The sequence below is a fragment of the Streptomyces agglomeratus genome (assembly GCF_001746415.1).
Taxonomy (GTDB): Bacteria; Actinomycetota; Actinomycetes; order Streptomycetales; family Streptomycetaceae; genus Streptomyces; species Streptomyces agglomeratus.
Genome location: NZ_MEHJ01000001.1, coordinates 5,253,808 through 5,269,879 on the forward strand (window position 1 = coordinate 5,253,808; position 16,072 = coordinate 5,269,879).

Consider the following 16,072-nt stretch of genomic DNA (forward strand, 5'->3'; position numbering starts at 1 on the left):
GGCCCCCGCGCCGACCGCGCGGGGGCCCTCGTCCATGTGCCGGGGCGTCTTCGTCCGTACGGGGCACGCCCGGACCGGGCCGTCGTCGTGCGTCGTCTCGTCGCACGTAGCCGTCGTACGCAGCCGTCGTACGAACCGGAGCGGCCCGTGCGGCTACCAGTCGGCCAGGAACTCCTCCAGCGCGTCGAAGTTCTCGACGCACTTGCCCGTCCCCAGCGCCACACAGTCCATCGGGTCGTCCGCCACGAACACCGGGATCCCGGCCCCCGCCGCGATCCGCAGGTCCAGCCCCGGCAGCAGCGCGCCGCCGCCCGTGAGCACGATGCCGTGCTCCATGACGTCGTCGGCCAGCTCCGGCGGGCACTCCTCCAGCGTCGACTTCACCGCCGACACGACCGCTTCGCACGACTCGTCGAGAGCGGCCCGCACCTCGGCCGCGCTCAGCTCCAGCGTGTGCGGCAGCCCGCCCGTGACCTTCTCCCGCCCGCCCACGGAGAAGGTGCGGTGCTCGAGGTCCGGGTCCTCCGGCACCGGCCCCGCCGACCCGATCGCCAGCTTCACGGCCTCGGCCGTCCGCTCCCCGATGAGCAGCCCGTGCTCCTTGTGCACATGGTCGGCGATCGCCGAGTCCAGCCGGTCGCCGCCCACCCGCAGCGACCACGCCGCGACGATCCCGCCCAGCGAGATCACGGCGACCTCCGTGGTGCCGCCGCCGATGTCGACCACCATCGAACCGTGCGCCCTGGACACCGGCAGCCCGGCACCCATCGCAGCCGCCATCGGCTCGTCGACCAGGTGCACCGTGCTCGCGCCCACGCGCTCGGCCGCCTGGACCAGCGCGCGCTGCTCGACCGGAGTAATCCCGCTCGGTACGCACAGGACCATCCGGGGGCGTGATTTGCGGCCGGGCACGGCCTTGCGCACGAAGTGCCGGATCATTTCCTCGGCGGCCGCGTAGTCGCTGATCACACCGCCCTTGAGCGGGCGGATCGCCGTGATCGAACCCGGCGTCCGGCCTATCGTGTCCCTGGCCTCCCGGCCCACCGCGAGAGCGGCGCCGGACCTGGCCTGCACCGCCACCACGGAAGGCTCATTGAGGACTATGCCCTTGCCCCGGGCGTAGACGATGGTGTTCGCCGTACCCAGGTCTATGCCGATGTCCTTGGCCGTGTCACCCATCAGGAGAAACCTCCGATCGTGGTGTCCCCAGGCTGGCACGACATCGCCGAATCCGCCGCCGCAGAGCGTCCGAAGGCGGCTCGCAGGTCCTGGCGGGGCGCTGTCACAGGTGCTCCGTAGACTGGTCCCGTGAGCCAGCTCCCCCCGCACGATGACAGCGACACACCCGACGCCTTCGAAGAGATCGTCGAGGCCGAGACCGGCCGCGACCCCGACCTGGCGGTGATCGAGGCCGGCAGCCGTACGCTGCGCACCCAGGGCGCCGCGCGCCAGGGCGACGACGCCGCCGGGCGTCCGCAGGACCCGGAGGTGGACAAGGCGCTGCGGGCCGTCGAGCAGGAGCTCCTGGGCCGCTGGCCGGAGACCAAGCTGGACCCGTCGCTGGTCCGGATGGCGGCACTGATGGACGTCCTGGGCGAGCCCCAGCGGGCGTACCCCTCGGTCCACATCACCGGCACCAACGGCAAGACCAGCACCGCCCGCATGATCGAGGCGCTGTTCAACGCTTTCGAGCTGCGTACCGGCCGGTACACCAGCCCGCACGTCCAGTCGATCACCGAGCGCATCAGCCTCGACGGCGCCCCGATCGACCCCGAGCGCTTCATCGAGACGTACAAGGACATCCAGCCGTACGTCGAGATGACCGACGGCATGCAGGAGCACCGCCTGTCGTTCTTCGAGACGCTGACGGGCATGGCGTACGCCGCGTTCGCCGACGCGCCCGTCGACGTCGCGGTCGTCGAGGTCGGCATGGGCGGCAGCTGGGACGCGACGAACGTGATCGACGCGTCGGTCGCCGTCATCACGCCGATCGACCTCGACCACACCGACCGGCTCGGCTCCACGCCCGGCGAGATCGCGGTCGAGAAGGCCGGGATCATCAAGCAGGGCGCGACGGTCATCCTGGCCCAGCAGCCGGTCGACGCGGCCCAGGTGATGCTGAAGAAGGCCGTCGAGGTCGACGCCACGGTCGCCCGCGAGGGCATGGAGTTCGGCGTCGTCTCCCGCGAGATCGCGGTCGGCGGCCAGTTGATCACCCTGCGCGGGCTCGGCGGCGAGTACGAGGAGATCTTCCTGCCGCTGCACGGCGCCCACCAGGCGCACAACGCCGCGGTGGCCCTGGCGGCCGTCGAGGCGTTCTTCGGCATCGGCGCGGAGCACACGCGCACCCTCGACAACGAAACGGTCCGCAAGGCCTTCGCCTCGGTCACCTCGCCGGGCCGCCTGGAGGTCGTGCGCCGCAGCCCGACCGTCGTGCTCGACGCGGCGCACAATCCGGCGGGTGCGCGGGCGGCGGCGGAGGCCGTCACCGAGGCGTTCAGCTTCAGCCGGCTGATCGGCGTCGTCGGCACGAGCGGCGACAAGGACGTGCGGGGCGTCCTCGAAGCCTTCGAGCCGGTCTTCGCCGAGGTCGTCGTCACCCGTAACTCCACCTCCCGCGCGATGGACGTCGACGAGCTGGCCGCGATCGCCGTGGAGGTCTTCGGCGACGACCGCGTCCAGGTCGAGCCGCGCCTCGACGACGCGCTGGAGGCTGCCGTCACGCTCGCCGAGGAAGAGGGCGAGTTCGCGGGCGGCGGCGTGCTGGTGACCGGTTCCGTGATCACGGTCGGCGAGGCCCGGCTGCTTCTGGGGAGGGGTTGATTCCGTTGCGTATGCTGTGCGCTTCCACTCTGATCAGCGAGTTCTTCGTGGTGGCCTTCGCCGGCCTCGTCGCGATGAAGTCGGACGACCTGTCGACGACCGCGGTGTGGACCGTCTGCGGCATCGCGATGCTGCTGTCCGTGCTGCTCTGCGGGATGCTCGGCCGGCCGGGCGGCGTACAACTCGGCTGGGCGCTCCAGATCGGGCTGATCGCGAGCGGCTTCGTGGTCCCGGCGATGTTCTTCCTGGGCGCGGTCTTCGCGGGGCTGTGGTGGGCGTCGATCCACTACGGCCGCAAGATCGACGAGGCGAAGGCGAAGTGGGCGGCCCAGGCCGAGGCCGCCGACGCGGCCGGGGCGCAGACGCCTTAGGCCGGATGCCGCGGTCCCGACCCCCCGGGGTACGACGCCGCGGGGCCCGCACCAGTGCCGGGTGCGGGCCCTGCGGCGTGTCCTTGTAGCCTCAGGGCATCGCATTCGCTATGCCCTGCAAGGAGCCGTACATGACTCAGCGCACTCTCGTCCTTCTCAAGCCGGACGCGGTCCGGCGTGGGCTGATCGGCGAGGTCGTCGGCCGCATCGAGCGCAAGGCCGGCTGGAAGATCACCGCGCTGGAGATGCGCGACCTCGACCACGAGACGCTGGAGCAGCACTACGGCGAGCACAAGGGCCGCCCCTTCTACGAGCCGCTGGTCGAGTTCATGTCCTCCGGTCCGGTCGTCGCCCTGGTCGTCGAGGGTGAGCGCGTCATCGAGGGTGTACGCCAGTTGGCGGGTCCCACTGACCCGATCGCGGCGGCTCCTGGCTCCATCCGTGGCGATTTCGGGACCATCGTCCGGGAGAACCTCATCCACGCCTCGGACTCCGAAACCTCCGCGGAGCGGGAGCTGAAGCTTTTCTTCCCCGGCATTTCCTGACATAACGTCAACCAAATAGAGGTCATCGCCTGGGGCGACCGAAGTAATTCGGCCGCCCTCCGGCATATGCGGGAAGATGTGGGGAACGGATCCCTCCGACACGGCGTCACCATTACTGGGACCGGTACGTGTTCCGCTGACAATGGCGAAGGGCCCTCGCGCCGCATCCGTGCAAGCGGCACTACGATGGAAGCCTCCACGCCCGCACCACCCACTTCGCCGTCCTGAAAAGCCAACCGCTCCACTTGGGAAGGCCCGACGCATCCTCATGGGGAACAAGGGGAACTCAATGTCGTTCATCGGCCGTGACATGGCTGTCGACCTCGGGACCGCCAACACGCTGGTGTACGTCAGGGGTAAAGGGATCGTGCTCAACGAGCCCTCCGTCGTCGCCATCAACACCAACACCGGCGGGATCCTCGCCGTTGGTGCCGAGGCCAAGAAGATGATCGGCCGGACGCCGGGCAACATCGTTGCCGTCCGGCCGCTGAAGGACGGCGTCATCGCCGACTTCGAGATCACCGAGCGGATGCTCCGCTACTTCATCCTGAAGATCCACAAGCGCCGCTACCTGGCCCGCCCCCGGGTCGTCGTCTGCGTGCCCTCCGGCATCACCGGAGTCGAGCGCCGCGCCGTCATCGAGGCGTCCACCCAGGCCGGCGCCCGCCAGGTGCACATCATCGAGGAGCCCATGGCCGCGGCCATCGGCTCGGGTCTGCCCGTCCACGAGGCCACCGGCAACATGGTCGTGGACATCGGTGGCGGCACCACCGAGGTCGCCGTCATCTCCCTCGGAGGAATCGTCACAGCACAGTCGATCCGGGTGGCCGGCGACGAGCTGGACAGCTCGATCATCCAGCACATCAAGAAGGAGTACTCCCTCCTGCTCGGCGAGCGCACCGCCGAGCAGATCAAGATCACCATCGGCTCGGCGTTCGACCTGGAGAAGGACGAGCACACCGAGATCCGCGGCCGCGACCTCGTCTCCGGTCTGCCCAAGACCGTCGTCATCTCGGCGGCCGAGGTGCGCAAGGCCATCGAGGAGCCGGTCAACGCCATCGTCGACGCCGTGAAGACGACGCTCGACAAGTGCCCGCCCGAGCTCTCCGGCGACGTCATGGACCGCGGCATCGTCCTCACCGGCGGCGGCGCCCTGCTGCGCGGTCTCGACGAGCGCCTGCGCCGCGAGACCGGCATGCCGATCCACATCGCCGAGGACCCGCTCGACTCCGTCGCGCTCGGAGCGGGCAAGTGCGTCGAGGAGTTCGAGGCACTCCAGCAGGTACTGGACGCCCAGCCCCGCCGATGAGCCGCCCCGACGAATCCGCCGTACGAGGCCTTCCTTCTCGTGCGGCGGATCGTTGATATACAGACACGAGAATTCCGACGAGGAAGGCACGGCCGCCGCACGTGAGGGACACACGAGAGAGCCGGCTGCTCCTGGTGCTGCTGATCGCCATCGCATTCGCGTTGATCACGGTGGACATCCGTGGTGGCGAGGATTCGCCGGTCGACGGCGCCAGGCGGGCCGCCGCCACCGTCTTCGGACCGGTGGAGAACGGGGTCGCCGCAGCCGTCGACCCGATCGGCAACGCTGTCGGGGCCGTTCGGGACTCGGGGGAGCGGCACGACCGCCTCACCGTCCTCGAACGCGAGAACGCCGCGCTCAAGCAGAAGCTCGGCAGTGACGACCGCAACCGCAGCGGCGTACGCCAGCTCGACAAGATGCTCAAGCGGGCCGGCGCGGGCCAGTACGGCATCAAGGGCGCCGAAGTCATCGCGATAGGAGCGGCCCAGGGCTTCTCCTGGACCGTCACCATCGACTCCGGCAGCAACGACGGCATCAAGCGCGACATGACCGTACTCAACGGCGACGGACTCGTCGGCCGCATCACCACCGTCGGCCCGGACACCGCGACCGTACTGCTCGCCAACGACCCGGACTTCACCGTCGGCACCCGCCTGGAGAAGACCGACGAACTCGGCTTCGCCACCGGCCAGGGCGACCGCCCGCTGCGCGTCCAGATGCTCAACGGCAAGGCCAAGGTCAAGGCCGGCGACCGGCTCGTCACCTTCGGCTCGCAGGCCGCCAAGCCGTTCGTGCCCGGCGTCCCGGTCGGCACGGTCGTCCGCGTGGACCCGTCCGGCGGCGACCTCACCCGAACCGTCTACGTCCGCCCGTACGTCGGCTTCACCAAGCTCGACATCGTCGGCGTCGTCGTGCAGGCGCCGCGCCAGGACCCGCGCGACATGGTCCTGCCGCCCAAGCCGGCCGGTCCGAAGCCCACGCCCACGGTCACCGTCACCGTCACCCCCTCGGCGCCCCCGGCCGACGGCACCGTGGCCGCCGACGGCACCGAGTAGGAGCTGAACCCCATGCGCTTCAACCGGATCCTGCTCTCGACCACCCTGCTGGTCGTCGCCCTGGTCGTCCAGGTCACCGTGCTCGCCAGGCTCCAACTCCCCGGCGCCGTACCCGACCTGATGCTCCTGACCGTCCTCGGACTCGCCTTCGTGTACGGCCCGACGAGCGGCGCGCTCATCGGGTTCGGCGCGGGCCTCCTCGCCGACCTCGCCCCGCCCGCCGACCACGCGGCGGGCCGCTACGCGCTCGTCCTGTGCGTCATCGGCTACCTCGCCGGACTCGCCAAGCCGGAGAACGGCCAGCTCAGGTCCGCCACCGCCCCGATGGTCGCGGTCGTCGTCGCCGCCCTCGGCTCCACCCTGCTGTACGCCGGAGTGGGCGCCCTGGTCGGCGACACCGCCGCCCGCCACGTGGGCATCGTGAACCTGCTGCTCACCTCCGCGTTGTACGACCTGCTGCTGGCGCCGTTCGTCGTGCCCGTGGTGATGGCGCTCGCGAGACGCGCCGAGAACGATCCGCTCGCCGACAGCCAGAGCGGCAACAACGGCGCCGACGTGGCGAGCGGCTGGCTCGCCTCCGGCACCGGGCTGCGCATCGGCAGTCAGCGCGCCGGAATGAGGGTCAGGGCCGCACGCTCGCGGGCGGCGCGGGCCGGACGCATCAAGGGGGTCAAGCGCCTGTGACCACGGCCCGCTCCAGGAAGCCGCAGCCCCCCCAGAACACGCAGAGCACCCAGAGCACGCAGCACACGCAGGACAAGCAGGACTCCGACGGCTCCGAGGAGGGGACGGCTTGAGCAACATTCCCGAGACCGGGCGGACCCCCAGGGTCAGGATCCGGCTCATCGTCATCCAGGTGCTCGTCTTCTCCCTCCTGCTCACCCTCGGCGGCCGCCTCTGGTACCTCCAGATCCGCAACGGCGACGAGTACACCGCCGAAGCCGCGGGCAACGGCGTGCAGCAGGTCGTCCAGCCCGCCGTGCGCGGCTCGATCCTCGACGCGCGCGGCGTGCCGCTCGCCGACAACGAGACCCGGCTCGTCGTCTCCGCCAGCCGCACCGAGCTGATGAAGATGAAGGACGACGGCAAGGGCGTACTGGCCCGCCTCGCCGGCGTACTGGGCATGAAGCCCAAGGAGGTCGCCGACAAGGTCAGGCTCTGCGACTCCGAGACCCCGCAGCCCTGCTGGAACGGCTCGCCCTACCAGCCGATCCCCGTCACCGACGAGGCCACCACCAAGCAGGCGCTCCAGATCCGCGAGCGCGCCGAGGACTTCCCCGGCATCACCGCCGAGCCGACGGCCGTACGCCGCTACCCCGCCCCCGGCAAGGCCAGGACGAGCCAGGTCCTCGGCTACCTCTCGCCCGTCACGGACGAGGAGATCGAGAAGGCGAAGGACGGCCCGTCGCCGTACCTGCGCTCGGACATGGTCGGCCGCTCCGGACTGGAGCGTACGTACGACAAGGAACTGCGCGGCAAGGCCGGCGTGACCCGCTACGAGGTCGACAACCTCGGCCGCGTCATGGGCGAGGCGGAGAACGACCCGACGGTGCCCGGCGCCAACGTCGTCACCAGCATCGACGCCCGGGTCCAGGCCGTTGCCGAACACGAGCTCCACCAGGCGATGAAAACCGTCCGGAAGGAGACCGACAAGATCACCGGTCGCCCGTACGAGGCCGACTCGGGCGCCGTCGTCGTCATGGAGTCCAAGACCGGCCGCGTCGTCTCGATGGCCTCCCAGCCCGACTACGACCCCAACGCCTGGATCGGCGGCATCTCCGGCAAGCAGTACGCCCAGCTGACGGACAAGAAGTCCAACTACCCGCTGCTCAACCGGGCCATCCAGGGCCAGGCGCCCGCCGGCTCGGTCTTCAAGGTGGTGTCGGCGAGCGCGGCCGTACGGGCCGGCTACCCCTTCGACGGCCGCTACAACTGCAGCAGCTCCTACAGCATGGGCAACCGGAGCTTCGCGAACTTCGAGTCCAAGGGACACGGCCCCATCACACTGGGCGACGCCCTCAAGTTCTCCTGCAACACCGTCTTCTACCGTCTGGGCCACCAGGAGTGGCAGCGTGACGGCGGGATAAAGCCCAAGAAGGGCGCCCACGACTGGTTCTACCGGACCGCCCACGACTTCGGGTTCGGCTTCGAGACCGGCATCGACCTGCCGAACGAGGTCAAGGGCCGCATCCCCGACCGCCAGTGGAAGCACGACTTCTGGGCGGCCAACAAGGACATGTGGTGCAAGCAGGGCAAGAAGGGCGGCAGCTACGTCGAGCAGATCGCCTATGAGAGCTGCCTCGAAGGCAACCAGCTGAAGGCATTCGACAGCATCAACTTCGCCATCGGTCAGGGCGACGTCCTCATCACCCCCATCCAGCTGGCCACGGCGTACGCCGCCATCAGCAACGGCGGCACCCTCTACAACCCCACCCTCGGCAAGGCCGTGATCAGCCCCGACGGCAAGAGGATCGAAGAGATCAAGCCCAAGCCGCACGGCAAGCTGCCCGTCGACGCCGAGACCATCAGCGACCTCGACAAGGGCCTGCGCTCCGTCGTCGAGCCCGGCGGCACCGCCGCCTGGCGGTTCGGCGGCTGGCCGCAGGACAAGATCCCGATGCGGGCCAAGACCGGCACCGCCCAGGTCTACGGCAAGCAGACCACCTCGTGGTTCGCCACCTACACCGACGACTACACGATCGTCATGACGATCTCCCAGGGTGGTACGGGCTCCGGCGCCTCCGGCCCCGCCGTGCGCAACATCTACGACGCCCTCTACGGCGTCAGCGACGACGGCGACATCAACCCGAAGAAGGCCCTGCTCCCCAAGCCGCAGAAGGACCTCCCGAAGATCGGTCCGGACGGCTCCATCGACGCCCCGGAGATCAGGCCCTACGTACCCGAGAAGCCCAAGGACCCGGCTGCGGACCGGCAGATCGCGATCGGCAGGAGTGGCGACTGATGTCCGGCCCACACGGTTTCTCCGTCCAGCGGTACGCCCCCGAGCGCGGCGCCCTCGCCAAGCTCACCGCCCGCGACTCCGTGGTGCGCCGGCTCGACTGGCCGCTGCTCTGGGCGTCGCTCGCCCTGTCCGTCATCGGTGCGCTGCTCGTCTGGTCCGCGACCCGCACGCGCGACCAGCTCAACCAGGGCGACCCGGAGTACTTCCTCTGGCGCCACATCGTGAACACCGGCATCGGCCTCGTGCTGATGATCGGCACGATCTGGCTGGGGCACCGCACCCTGCGCGGCGCCGTTCCCGTCCTCTACGGACTGTCCGTCGTGCTCGTCCTGGCCGTGCTCACCCCGCTGGGCGCGACCATCAACGGCGCGCACGCGTGGATCGTGCTCGGCGGCGGATTCTCCCTCCAGCCCTCCGAGTTCACCAAGATCACGATCATCCTGATCATGGCCATGCTGCTCGCCGCCCGCGTCGACGCCGGCGACCAGGAGCATCCCGACCACCGCACCGTGGTGAAGGCGCTGTGCCTCGCCGTCGTACCGATCGTCGTCATCATGCTGATGCCCGACCTCGGCTCCGTCATGGTCATAGCGGTGATCATCCTCGGCGTGCTGCTCACGTCGGGGGCGTCCAACCGATGGGTCCTCGGCCTCATCGGCACCGGCACCATCGGCGCCGTCGTCGTCTGGCAGATCGGCCTGCTCGACGAGTACCAGATCAACCGCTTCGCCGCGTTCGCCAACCCCGAACTCGACCCGGCGGGCGTCGGCTACAACACCAACCAGGCGCGCATCGCGATCGGCTCCGGCGGCCTCACCGGCACCGGCCTCTTCAAGGGCAGCCAGACCACGGGACAGTTCGTACCCGAGCAGCAGACCGACTTCGTCTTCACCGTCGCCGGTGAGGAGCTCGGCTTCGTCGGCGCGGGCCTGATCCTGCTGCTGCTCGGCGTGGTGCTGTGGCGGGCCTGCCGCATCGCCCGCGAGACGACCGAGCTGTACGGCACGATCGTGGCCGGCGGCATCATCGCCTGGTTCGCCTTCCAGTCGTTCGAGAACATCGGGATGACGCTCGGCATCATGCCGGTGGCGGGCCTGCCGCTGCCGTTCGTTTCCTACGGCGGATCGTCGATGTTCGCTGTCTGGGTCGCGATCGGACTGCTCCAGTCGATCAGAGTGCAGCGGCCCATGTCGGCCTAGCACCTGCCGACGAGCCGCATTCGCGTCTAGATTCGGTTCATGGCGGATACGAAGCGCGAGATCGAGCGGAAGTACGAAGCCGAAGCGGAAGCCACCGGCGAGACCCGGCTGCCCGACCTGACGAAGGTGGCCGGCGTCTCGTCCGTGCGGGAGGACGGCGTCGTGGAACTCGACGCCGTCTACTACGACACCGAAGACCTGCGGCTCGCCGCCCACTCCGTCACCCTGCGCCGCCGCACCGGAGGCGACGACGCGGGCTGGCACCTGAAGCTCCCGGTCTCCCCGGACACACGGGACGAGATCCGGGCCCCGCTGACGGACGGCCTCCCATCGGCACTGGCCGCGCTGATCCGGTCCAGGACCCTCGGGGAGCCCGTCGCCCCCGTCGTGCGGCTGCGCAGCGTGCGTGACGTACGCCAGCTGCTGGACGCCCGGGGCGAACCGCTCGCCGAGGTCAGCGTCGACACCGTCACCGCGCAGCGGCTCGGCGTCCCGGCCGACCGCGCCACCACCCGCTGGACCGAGATCGAGGTCGAACTCGCCGACGAGGGCGACCCGGCCCTCCTCGACGCCGTCGGGAAGAAACTCCGCAAGGCCGGCCTGCGGCCCGCCCGGTCGGCGTCCAAGCTGGCCAGGGCCCTGGCCGACACGGAGCCGCAGCCGGAGAAGTCCCCCGGGCAGCCGCCGCGCCCGCGGACCGCCGGCGACCATGTCCTCGCCTACCTGCGCGAGCAGTACGAGGCGCTGGTGGCGTACGACCCCGCAGTCCGGCGCGGCCTGCCCGACTCCGTCCACCAGATGCGCGTCGCCACCCGCCGCCTGCGCAGCGCGCTCAGGACCTACCGCAAGGTGCTGGACCGGGCGGCCACCGACCTGGTCGTCGCGGAGCTCAAGTGGCTGGCGGGGGAGCTGGGCGCCGACCGCGACCAGGAGGTACTGGACGCCCGGCTCCATGCCCGGCTCGAAGACGTACCCGGAACGCTTCTCAGGGGCCCGGTGCGCGGACGGCTGCGCATCTGGTCCGTGGGCACCCGCGACGCCGCGCGGGCCAGGACCACCGAGGCGCTCGACAGCCCGAGGCATCTGGACCTCCTCGTTGCCCTGAACGCCCTGCTGGCCGACCCGCCGCTGCGCCCCGCCGCGTCGAAGCCCGCCGCCGAGGTCCTGCCCAGGGCCGTCCTCAAGGACTTCGGCCGGCTGGCCGTCCGCATGGAGCGGGCCCTCGCGCTGCCGCCCGGCGACGAGCGCGACCGGGCCCTGCACAACGCCCGCAAGGCGGCCAAGCGCACCCGTTACGCCGCCGACGCCGCGCGCCCCGCCCTCGGCGGGCCCGCCAAGCGGTTCGCCAAGCACGTGAAGGCGGTGCAGTCGGTGCTGGGCGAGCACCAGGACAGCGTGGTGGCCCGGACGACCCTGCGGGACCTGGCGGCGCGGGCCGACGCCGCCGGCGAGACGGCGTTCACCTGGGGACTTCTGTACGGGCGGGAAGAGGCCGCCTCACAGGCCCGGGAACGTGAGCTGCCGGAGGTGTGGAAGCGGGCCACGGCCGGGAAATTGCGGACGGATCTGGGCGGCTGAGGGCCGGGGTACGCTTGATGGTCACCCCTGCCAGCTCATGAGAGACACACGATGCCTGTCGAGTCGGTCTTCCCACGCCTGGAAGCGCTTCTCCCGCACGTCCAGAAGCCGATCCAGTACGTCGGCGGCGAACTCAACTCCACCGTCAAGGACTGGGACGCCACGGACGTGCGGTGGGCGCTCATGTACCCCGACGCGTACGAGGTCGGGCTGCCCAACCAGGGCGTAATGATCCTTTACGAGGTACTGAACGAGCGCGAAGGGGTCCTGGCCGAGCGCACGTACAGCGTGTGGCCGGACCTCGAAGCGCTCATGCGCGAGCACGACGTCCCGCAGTTCACCGTGGACGCCCACCGGCCCGTCAAGGCGTTCGACGTCTTCGGGCTGAGCTTCTCCACCGAGCTCGGCTACACCAACATGCTCACCGCCCTGGACCTCGCCGGCATCCCGCTGGAGTCCAAGGACCGCACGCTCGACGACCCGATCGTCCTCGCGGGCGGGCACGCCGCCTTCAACCCCGAGCCGATCGCGGACTTCATCGACTGCGCGGTGATCGGCGACGGCGAGCAGGCGGTCCTGGAGATCACCGAGATCGTTTGCGCCTGGAAGGCCGAGGGCCGTCCGGGCGGCCGGGACGAGGTGCTGTTCCGGCTCAGTAAGACCGGCGGCGTGTACGTGCCCCGGTTCTACGACGTCGAGTACCTCCCCGACGGCCGCATCGGCCGCGTCGTCCCCAACCGGTCCGGTGTGCCGTGGCGCGTGTCCAAGCACACCGTCATGGACCTCGACGAGTGGCCCTACCCGAAGCAGCCGCTGGTCCCGCTCGCCGAGACCGTCCACGAGCGGATGTCCGTCGAGATCTTTCGCGGCTGCACCCGCGGCTGCCGTTTCTGCCAGGCCGGCATGATCACGCGCCCCGTGCGGGAGCGAAGCATCACCGGCATCGGCGACATGGTGGAGAAGGGTCTCAAGGCGACCGGCTTCGAGGAGGTCGGCCTGCTGTCGCTGTCCTCGGCCGACCACACCGAGATCGCGGACATCGCCAAGGGCCTCGCGGACCGGTACGAAGAGGACAAGATCGGCCTCTCGCTGCCGTCGACCCGCGTGGACGCGTTCAACATCGACCTCGCCAACGAGCTGACCAGGAACGGCCGCAGGTCCGGCCTGACCTTCGCCCCCGAGGGCGGTTCGGAGCGCATCCGCAAGGTCATCAACAAGATGGTCTCGGAAGAGGACCTCATCCGGACCGTCTCGACGGCGTACGGCAACGGCTGGCGTCAGGTGAAGCTGTACTTCATGTGCGGCCTGCCCACCGAGACCGACGAGGACGTCCTCCAGATCGGTGACATGGCCGTCAAGGTCATCGCCGAGGGCCGCAAGGTCTCCGGTCAGAACGACATCCGCTGCACCGTCTCCATCGGCGGGTTCGTGCCGAAGCCGCACACCCCGTTCCAGTGGGCGCCCCAGCTCTCCGCCGAGGAGACGGACGCCCGCCTGGAGAAGCTGCGCGACAAGATTCGCGGCGACAAGAAGTACGGCCGTTCCATCGGCTTCCGCTACCACGACGGCAAGCCCGGCATCGTCGAGGGCCTGCTCTCGCGCGGCGACCGGCGCATCGGCTCCGTCATCCGCGCGGTCTACGAGGGCGGTGGCCGCTTCGACGGCTGGCGCGAGTACTTCAGCTACGACCGCTGGATGCAGGCCGCGGCGAAGACGCTGCCCGACTTCGGCGTGGACGTCGACTGGTACACCACGCGTGAGCGTACGTACGAGGAGGTCCTGCCCTGGGACCACCTGGACTCCGGTCTCGACAAGGACTGGCTCTGGGAGGACTGGCAGGACTCGCTCGACGAGACCGAGGTCGAGGACTGCCGCTGGACCCCGTGCTTCGACTGCGGGGTGTGTCCTCAGATGGACACGCAGATCCAGATCGGCCCGACGGGCAAGAAGCTGCTGCCGCTGACCGTGGTCAAGTAGCCGCGACGCAGGGAAAGGCCCGGCCTCTTGGCCGGGCCTTTCCGCGTAACAGATCAACATCGGACGGACCGGTCAGGGATCCGGACAGCGGTCCCGTGCGTCTGTTCGGGCATGGACTTCGAGAAGCAGCCGCAGCCGCCCGCCCCCCGGCGCGAAGTGCCGCAGGCGGAGGGCTGTCTGACCGCCGTCATCAGGATCCCCGTGCGCATCATCGTGCTGGTGCTCGTCGTCCCCGTGCGGATGGTGTGGGACCTGCTCGCCGTCTGCGGGAAGGCGGCCGGCCGCGCGCTCGGCGTGGTCCTGCGCGTCCTGGTCGTGACACCCCTGGCCTGGCTGTACCGGAAGGTGCTCGTCCCCGTCGCCAAGGTGCTCGGGTACGTCGCGCACGCCGTGCTCGTGATGCCCTGGGTGCTGCTGTGGCGGTACGTAGTGGTGCCTCTCGTCCGGTACGGGATCGTCGTGCCGGCGGTGTGGCTGTACCGGCAGGTGCTGACCCCGCTCGGGCACGGGCTCGCCCGGCTCGGGCGCACGGCGGGGTACGCCGTCGCCGCCGCCGCGCGCGCCCTGGGCACCGCGGTGGCGTGGGTGGTCCGCATGCTCGTCGTGGCGCCGCTGGTGTGGCTGTACGCGTACGTCCTCACGCCGGTCGGGCGTGGGCTGGCCTGGGTGGGCAGGGCGTTGTTCGTGTGGCCGTGGGTGGCGCTGTGGCGGTTCGTCCTGGCGCCGTTGGGCCGGGGCGTCGCCTGGCTGGCCACGGGTCTGGGGCGCGGGCTGGCCTGGTGCCTGGTGACGTTCCTGGTGACGCCCGCCGCGTGGGTCTGGCGCGCGGTCCTGGTCCCGGTCGGGCGGGAGGTCGGGGACGCGTGCGGGCACGCGTGGCGGGTCGCCGGGTACATCTCGCGGGCCGTGGGGCGCGCCTTGAAGTGGCTCGCCTGGAATCTGGTGGGGCGGCCGGTGCGCCTGCTGTGGCTGGGGGTGTGCGTGCCGGTGGGGCACTGGGTGCGCGACACCCTGTGGGCGCCGGTGAAGCGGGCGGGCCTCGAAGCGGGCCGGGCGGCGCGCGGGGCGCTGCGGGCCGCGCGGGAGACGGTGCGCCAGGCCCGGCGCGACGCGTGGCGCGCGCTGGTCGGGGGTCCCGCGGACACCTGGCCCGCCGCCGGTGCGCCCACGGGTGCGGCCGAGGCCGTGGAACCGGTGCGGACTCCTGCGCGTACTCTGGGTAGTAAGACCACCGTCCCCAGCGCGGCACCCGCGTCCGAGATCTCCCTGCTTGGCAAGAGCACAGCCGGCCAGGGGTGAGCCGGACGCCGGGACGCGAGGGGGCGACCCCCACGCCGGAAGGGTGACGCGCGGACAGCGCGCCGCCCCGCACGAGGAGAAGAACCACTGGGCAAGCGACAGCCCGAAGGCCCGCCGCCCGCACCGGCGGTGCAGCGCATCCGACTGCGCTACACCAAGCGCGGCCGCCTCCGGTTCACCAGCCACCGTGACTTCCAGCGCGCATTCGAGCGGGCGCTGCGCCGCGCCGACGTACCCATGGCGTACTCGGCCGGCTTCACCCCGCACCCGAAGGTCTCGTACGCCAATGCCGCACCCACCGGCACGGGCAGCGAGGCCGAGTACCTGGAAATCGCACTGACCGCCCCGCGCGACGTCGGCGAGCTGCGCGAGCTGCTCGACGAGTCACTCCCCGACGGGCTCGACATCACCGACGCGGTCGAAGCGCGTACGTCGGGTCTCGCCGACCGGCTCCAGGCGTCCGTGTGGGAGATGCGCCTCGACGGCGTGTCGCCCGAGGACGCGCAGAAGGCCGTCGACGCCTTCCTCGCCGCCGAGAGCGTCGAGGTCCAGCGCCGTACCAAGAACGGCATGCGGTCCTTCGACGCGCGCAGCGCCGTCGCCGGTCTCCAGGCCGTTCCCGCCCCGTCCGATAGGCCACAGGACAAGCCCTGTGCGATACTGCGGCTGGTTGTTCGGCATTTGACACCCGCCGTACGACCCGACGACGTCCTGTCCGGTCTCCGAGCTGTGGCCGACCTGGCGCCGCCGGTCCCCGCAGCGGTGACCAGGCTGGCGCAGGGGCTCTTCGACGAGGAGTCCGGCACGGTGACCGACCCGCTCGCGCCCGACCGCGAGGCAGTCACGGCCGCCCCACCCACGGCCGCCGGACTGACCACCGCGAAGGCGCCGGAAGGTGCAGGTTCCGCGTAGGGCGGTCGTTGTAGCGCAGCCCTGGTACTCGGGAGCCACCTG

13 protein-coding genes are annotated in these 16,072 nt (G+C 70.5%); 12 read left to right on the forward strand and 1 reads right to left on the reverse strand.

Features of this window, described 5'->3' with window-relative positions; translation table 11 throughout:
* Positions 1 to 153: 153 nt before the first annotated feature.
* A complete protein-coding gene (mreB, locus tag AS594_RS22840; RefSeq protein ID WP_069928768.1) occupies positions 154 to 1,179 on the reverse strand; it encodes a rod shape-determining protein in 1,026 nt (341 codons plus the stop codon).
* 129 nt (positions 1,180 to 1,308) lie between these two features.
* Between mreB and folC the strand changes: the two genes are divergently transcribed.
* From folC to AS594_RS22900, 12 genes are all read left to right on the forward strand, one after another.
* The gene (folC, locus tag AS594_RS22845; RefSeq protein ID WP_069935327.1) at positions 1,309 to 2,823 is read left to right on the forward strand and encodes a bifunctional tetrahydrofolate synthase/dihydrofolate synthase; all 1,515 of its coding nucleotides are present in this window, start codon (positions 1,309 to 1,311) and stop codon (positions 2,821 to 2,823) included.
* A 5-nt stretch (positions 2,824 to 2,828) separates the two neighbouring features.
* Positions 2,829 to 3,194 carry a DUF4233 domain-containing protein gene (locus tag AS594_RS22850; protein ID WP_069928770.1) on the forward strand — a complete coding sequence of 122 codons (366 nt, stop codon included), beginning with the start codon at positions 2,829 to 2,831 and terminating at the stop codon, positions 3,192 to 3,194.
* 131 nt (positions 3,195 to 3,325) lie between these two features.
* The gene (gene ndk / locus AS594_RS22855; RefSeq protein WP_069928771.1) at positions 3,326 to 3,739 is read left to right on the forward strand and encodes a nucleoside-diphosphate kinase; all 414 of its coding nucleotides are present in this window, start codon (positions 3,326 to 3,328) and stop codon (positions 3,737 to 3,739) included.
* A 289-nt stretch (positions 3,740 to 4,028) separates the two neighbouring features.
* The gene (locus AS594_RS22860; RefSeq protein WP_028813452.1) at positions 4,029 to 5,048 is read left to right on the forward strand and encodes a rod shape-determining protein; all 1,020 of its coding nucleotides are present in this window, start codon (positions 4,029 to 4,031) and stop codon (positions 5,046 to 5,048) included.
* 101 nt (positions 5,049 to 5,149) lie between these two features.
* Positions 5,150 to 6,103, forward strand: a complete 954-nt coding sequence (gene mreC / locus AS594_RS22865) for a rod shape-determining protein MreC (protein WP_069928772.1) — start codon at positions 5,150 to 5,152, stop codon at positions 6,101 to 6,103.
* Positions 6,104 to 6,115: 12 nt separating this feature from the next.
* A complete protein-coding gene (gene mreD, locus AS594_RS22870) occupies positions 6,116 to 6,787 on the forward strand; it encodes a rod shape-determining protein MreD (protein ID WP_069928773.1) in 672 nt (223 codons plus the stop codon).
* Positions 6,788 to 6,896: 109 nt separating this feature from the next.
* Positions 6,897 to 9,065 (forward strand): penicillin-binding protein 2, encoded by a 2,169-nt coding sequence (gene mrdA / locus AS594_RS22875; RefSeq protein WP_069932289.1) that lies wholly within the window; start codon positions 6,897 to 6,899, stop codon positions 9,063 to 9,065.
* Positions 9,065 to 10,264: a rod shape-determining protein RodA gene (gene rodA, locus AS594_RS22880; protein WP_069928775.1), complete on the forward strand. Its 1,200-nt coding sequence runs from the start codon at positions 9,065 to 9,067 to the stop codon at positions 10,262 to 10,264. Before mrdA ends, rodA begins: the two co-directional genes overlap by 1 nt.
* A 39-nt stretch (positions 10,265 to 10,303) precedes the next feature.
* On the forward strand, positions 10,304 to 11,842 hold the full coding sequence (locus AS594_RS22885) for a CYTH and CHAD domain-containing protein (RefSeq protein WP_069928776.1): 1,539 nt from the start codon (positions 10,304 to 10,306) through the stop codon (positions 11,840 to 11,842).
* A gap of 51 nt (positions 11,843 to 11,893) precedes the next feature.
* Positions 11,894 to 13,819 (forward strand): TIGR03960 family B12-binding radical SAM protein, encoded by a 1,926-nt coding sequence (locus tag AS594_RS22890; protein ID WP_069928777.1) that lies wholly within the window; start codon positions 11,894 to 11,896, stop codon positions 13,817 to 13,819.
* Between the two features lie 111 nt (positions 13,820 to 13,930).
* Positions 13,931 to 15,118 (forward strand): hypothetical protein, encoded by a 1,188-nt coding sequence (locus tag AS594_RS22895; RefSeq protein WP_069928778.1) that lies wholly within the window; start codon positions 13,931 to 13,933, stop codon positions 15,116 to 15,118.
* Positions 15,119 to 15,247: 129 nt separating this feature from the next.
* On the forward strand, positions 15,248 to 16,030 hold the full coding sequence (locus AS594_RS22900) for a TIGR03936 family radical SAM-associated protein (protein WP_069928779.1): 783 nt from the start codon (positions 15,248 to 15,250) through the stop codon (positions 16,028 to 16,030).
* Positions 16,031 to 16,072 lie beyond the last annotated feature (42 nt).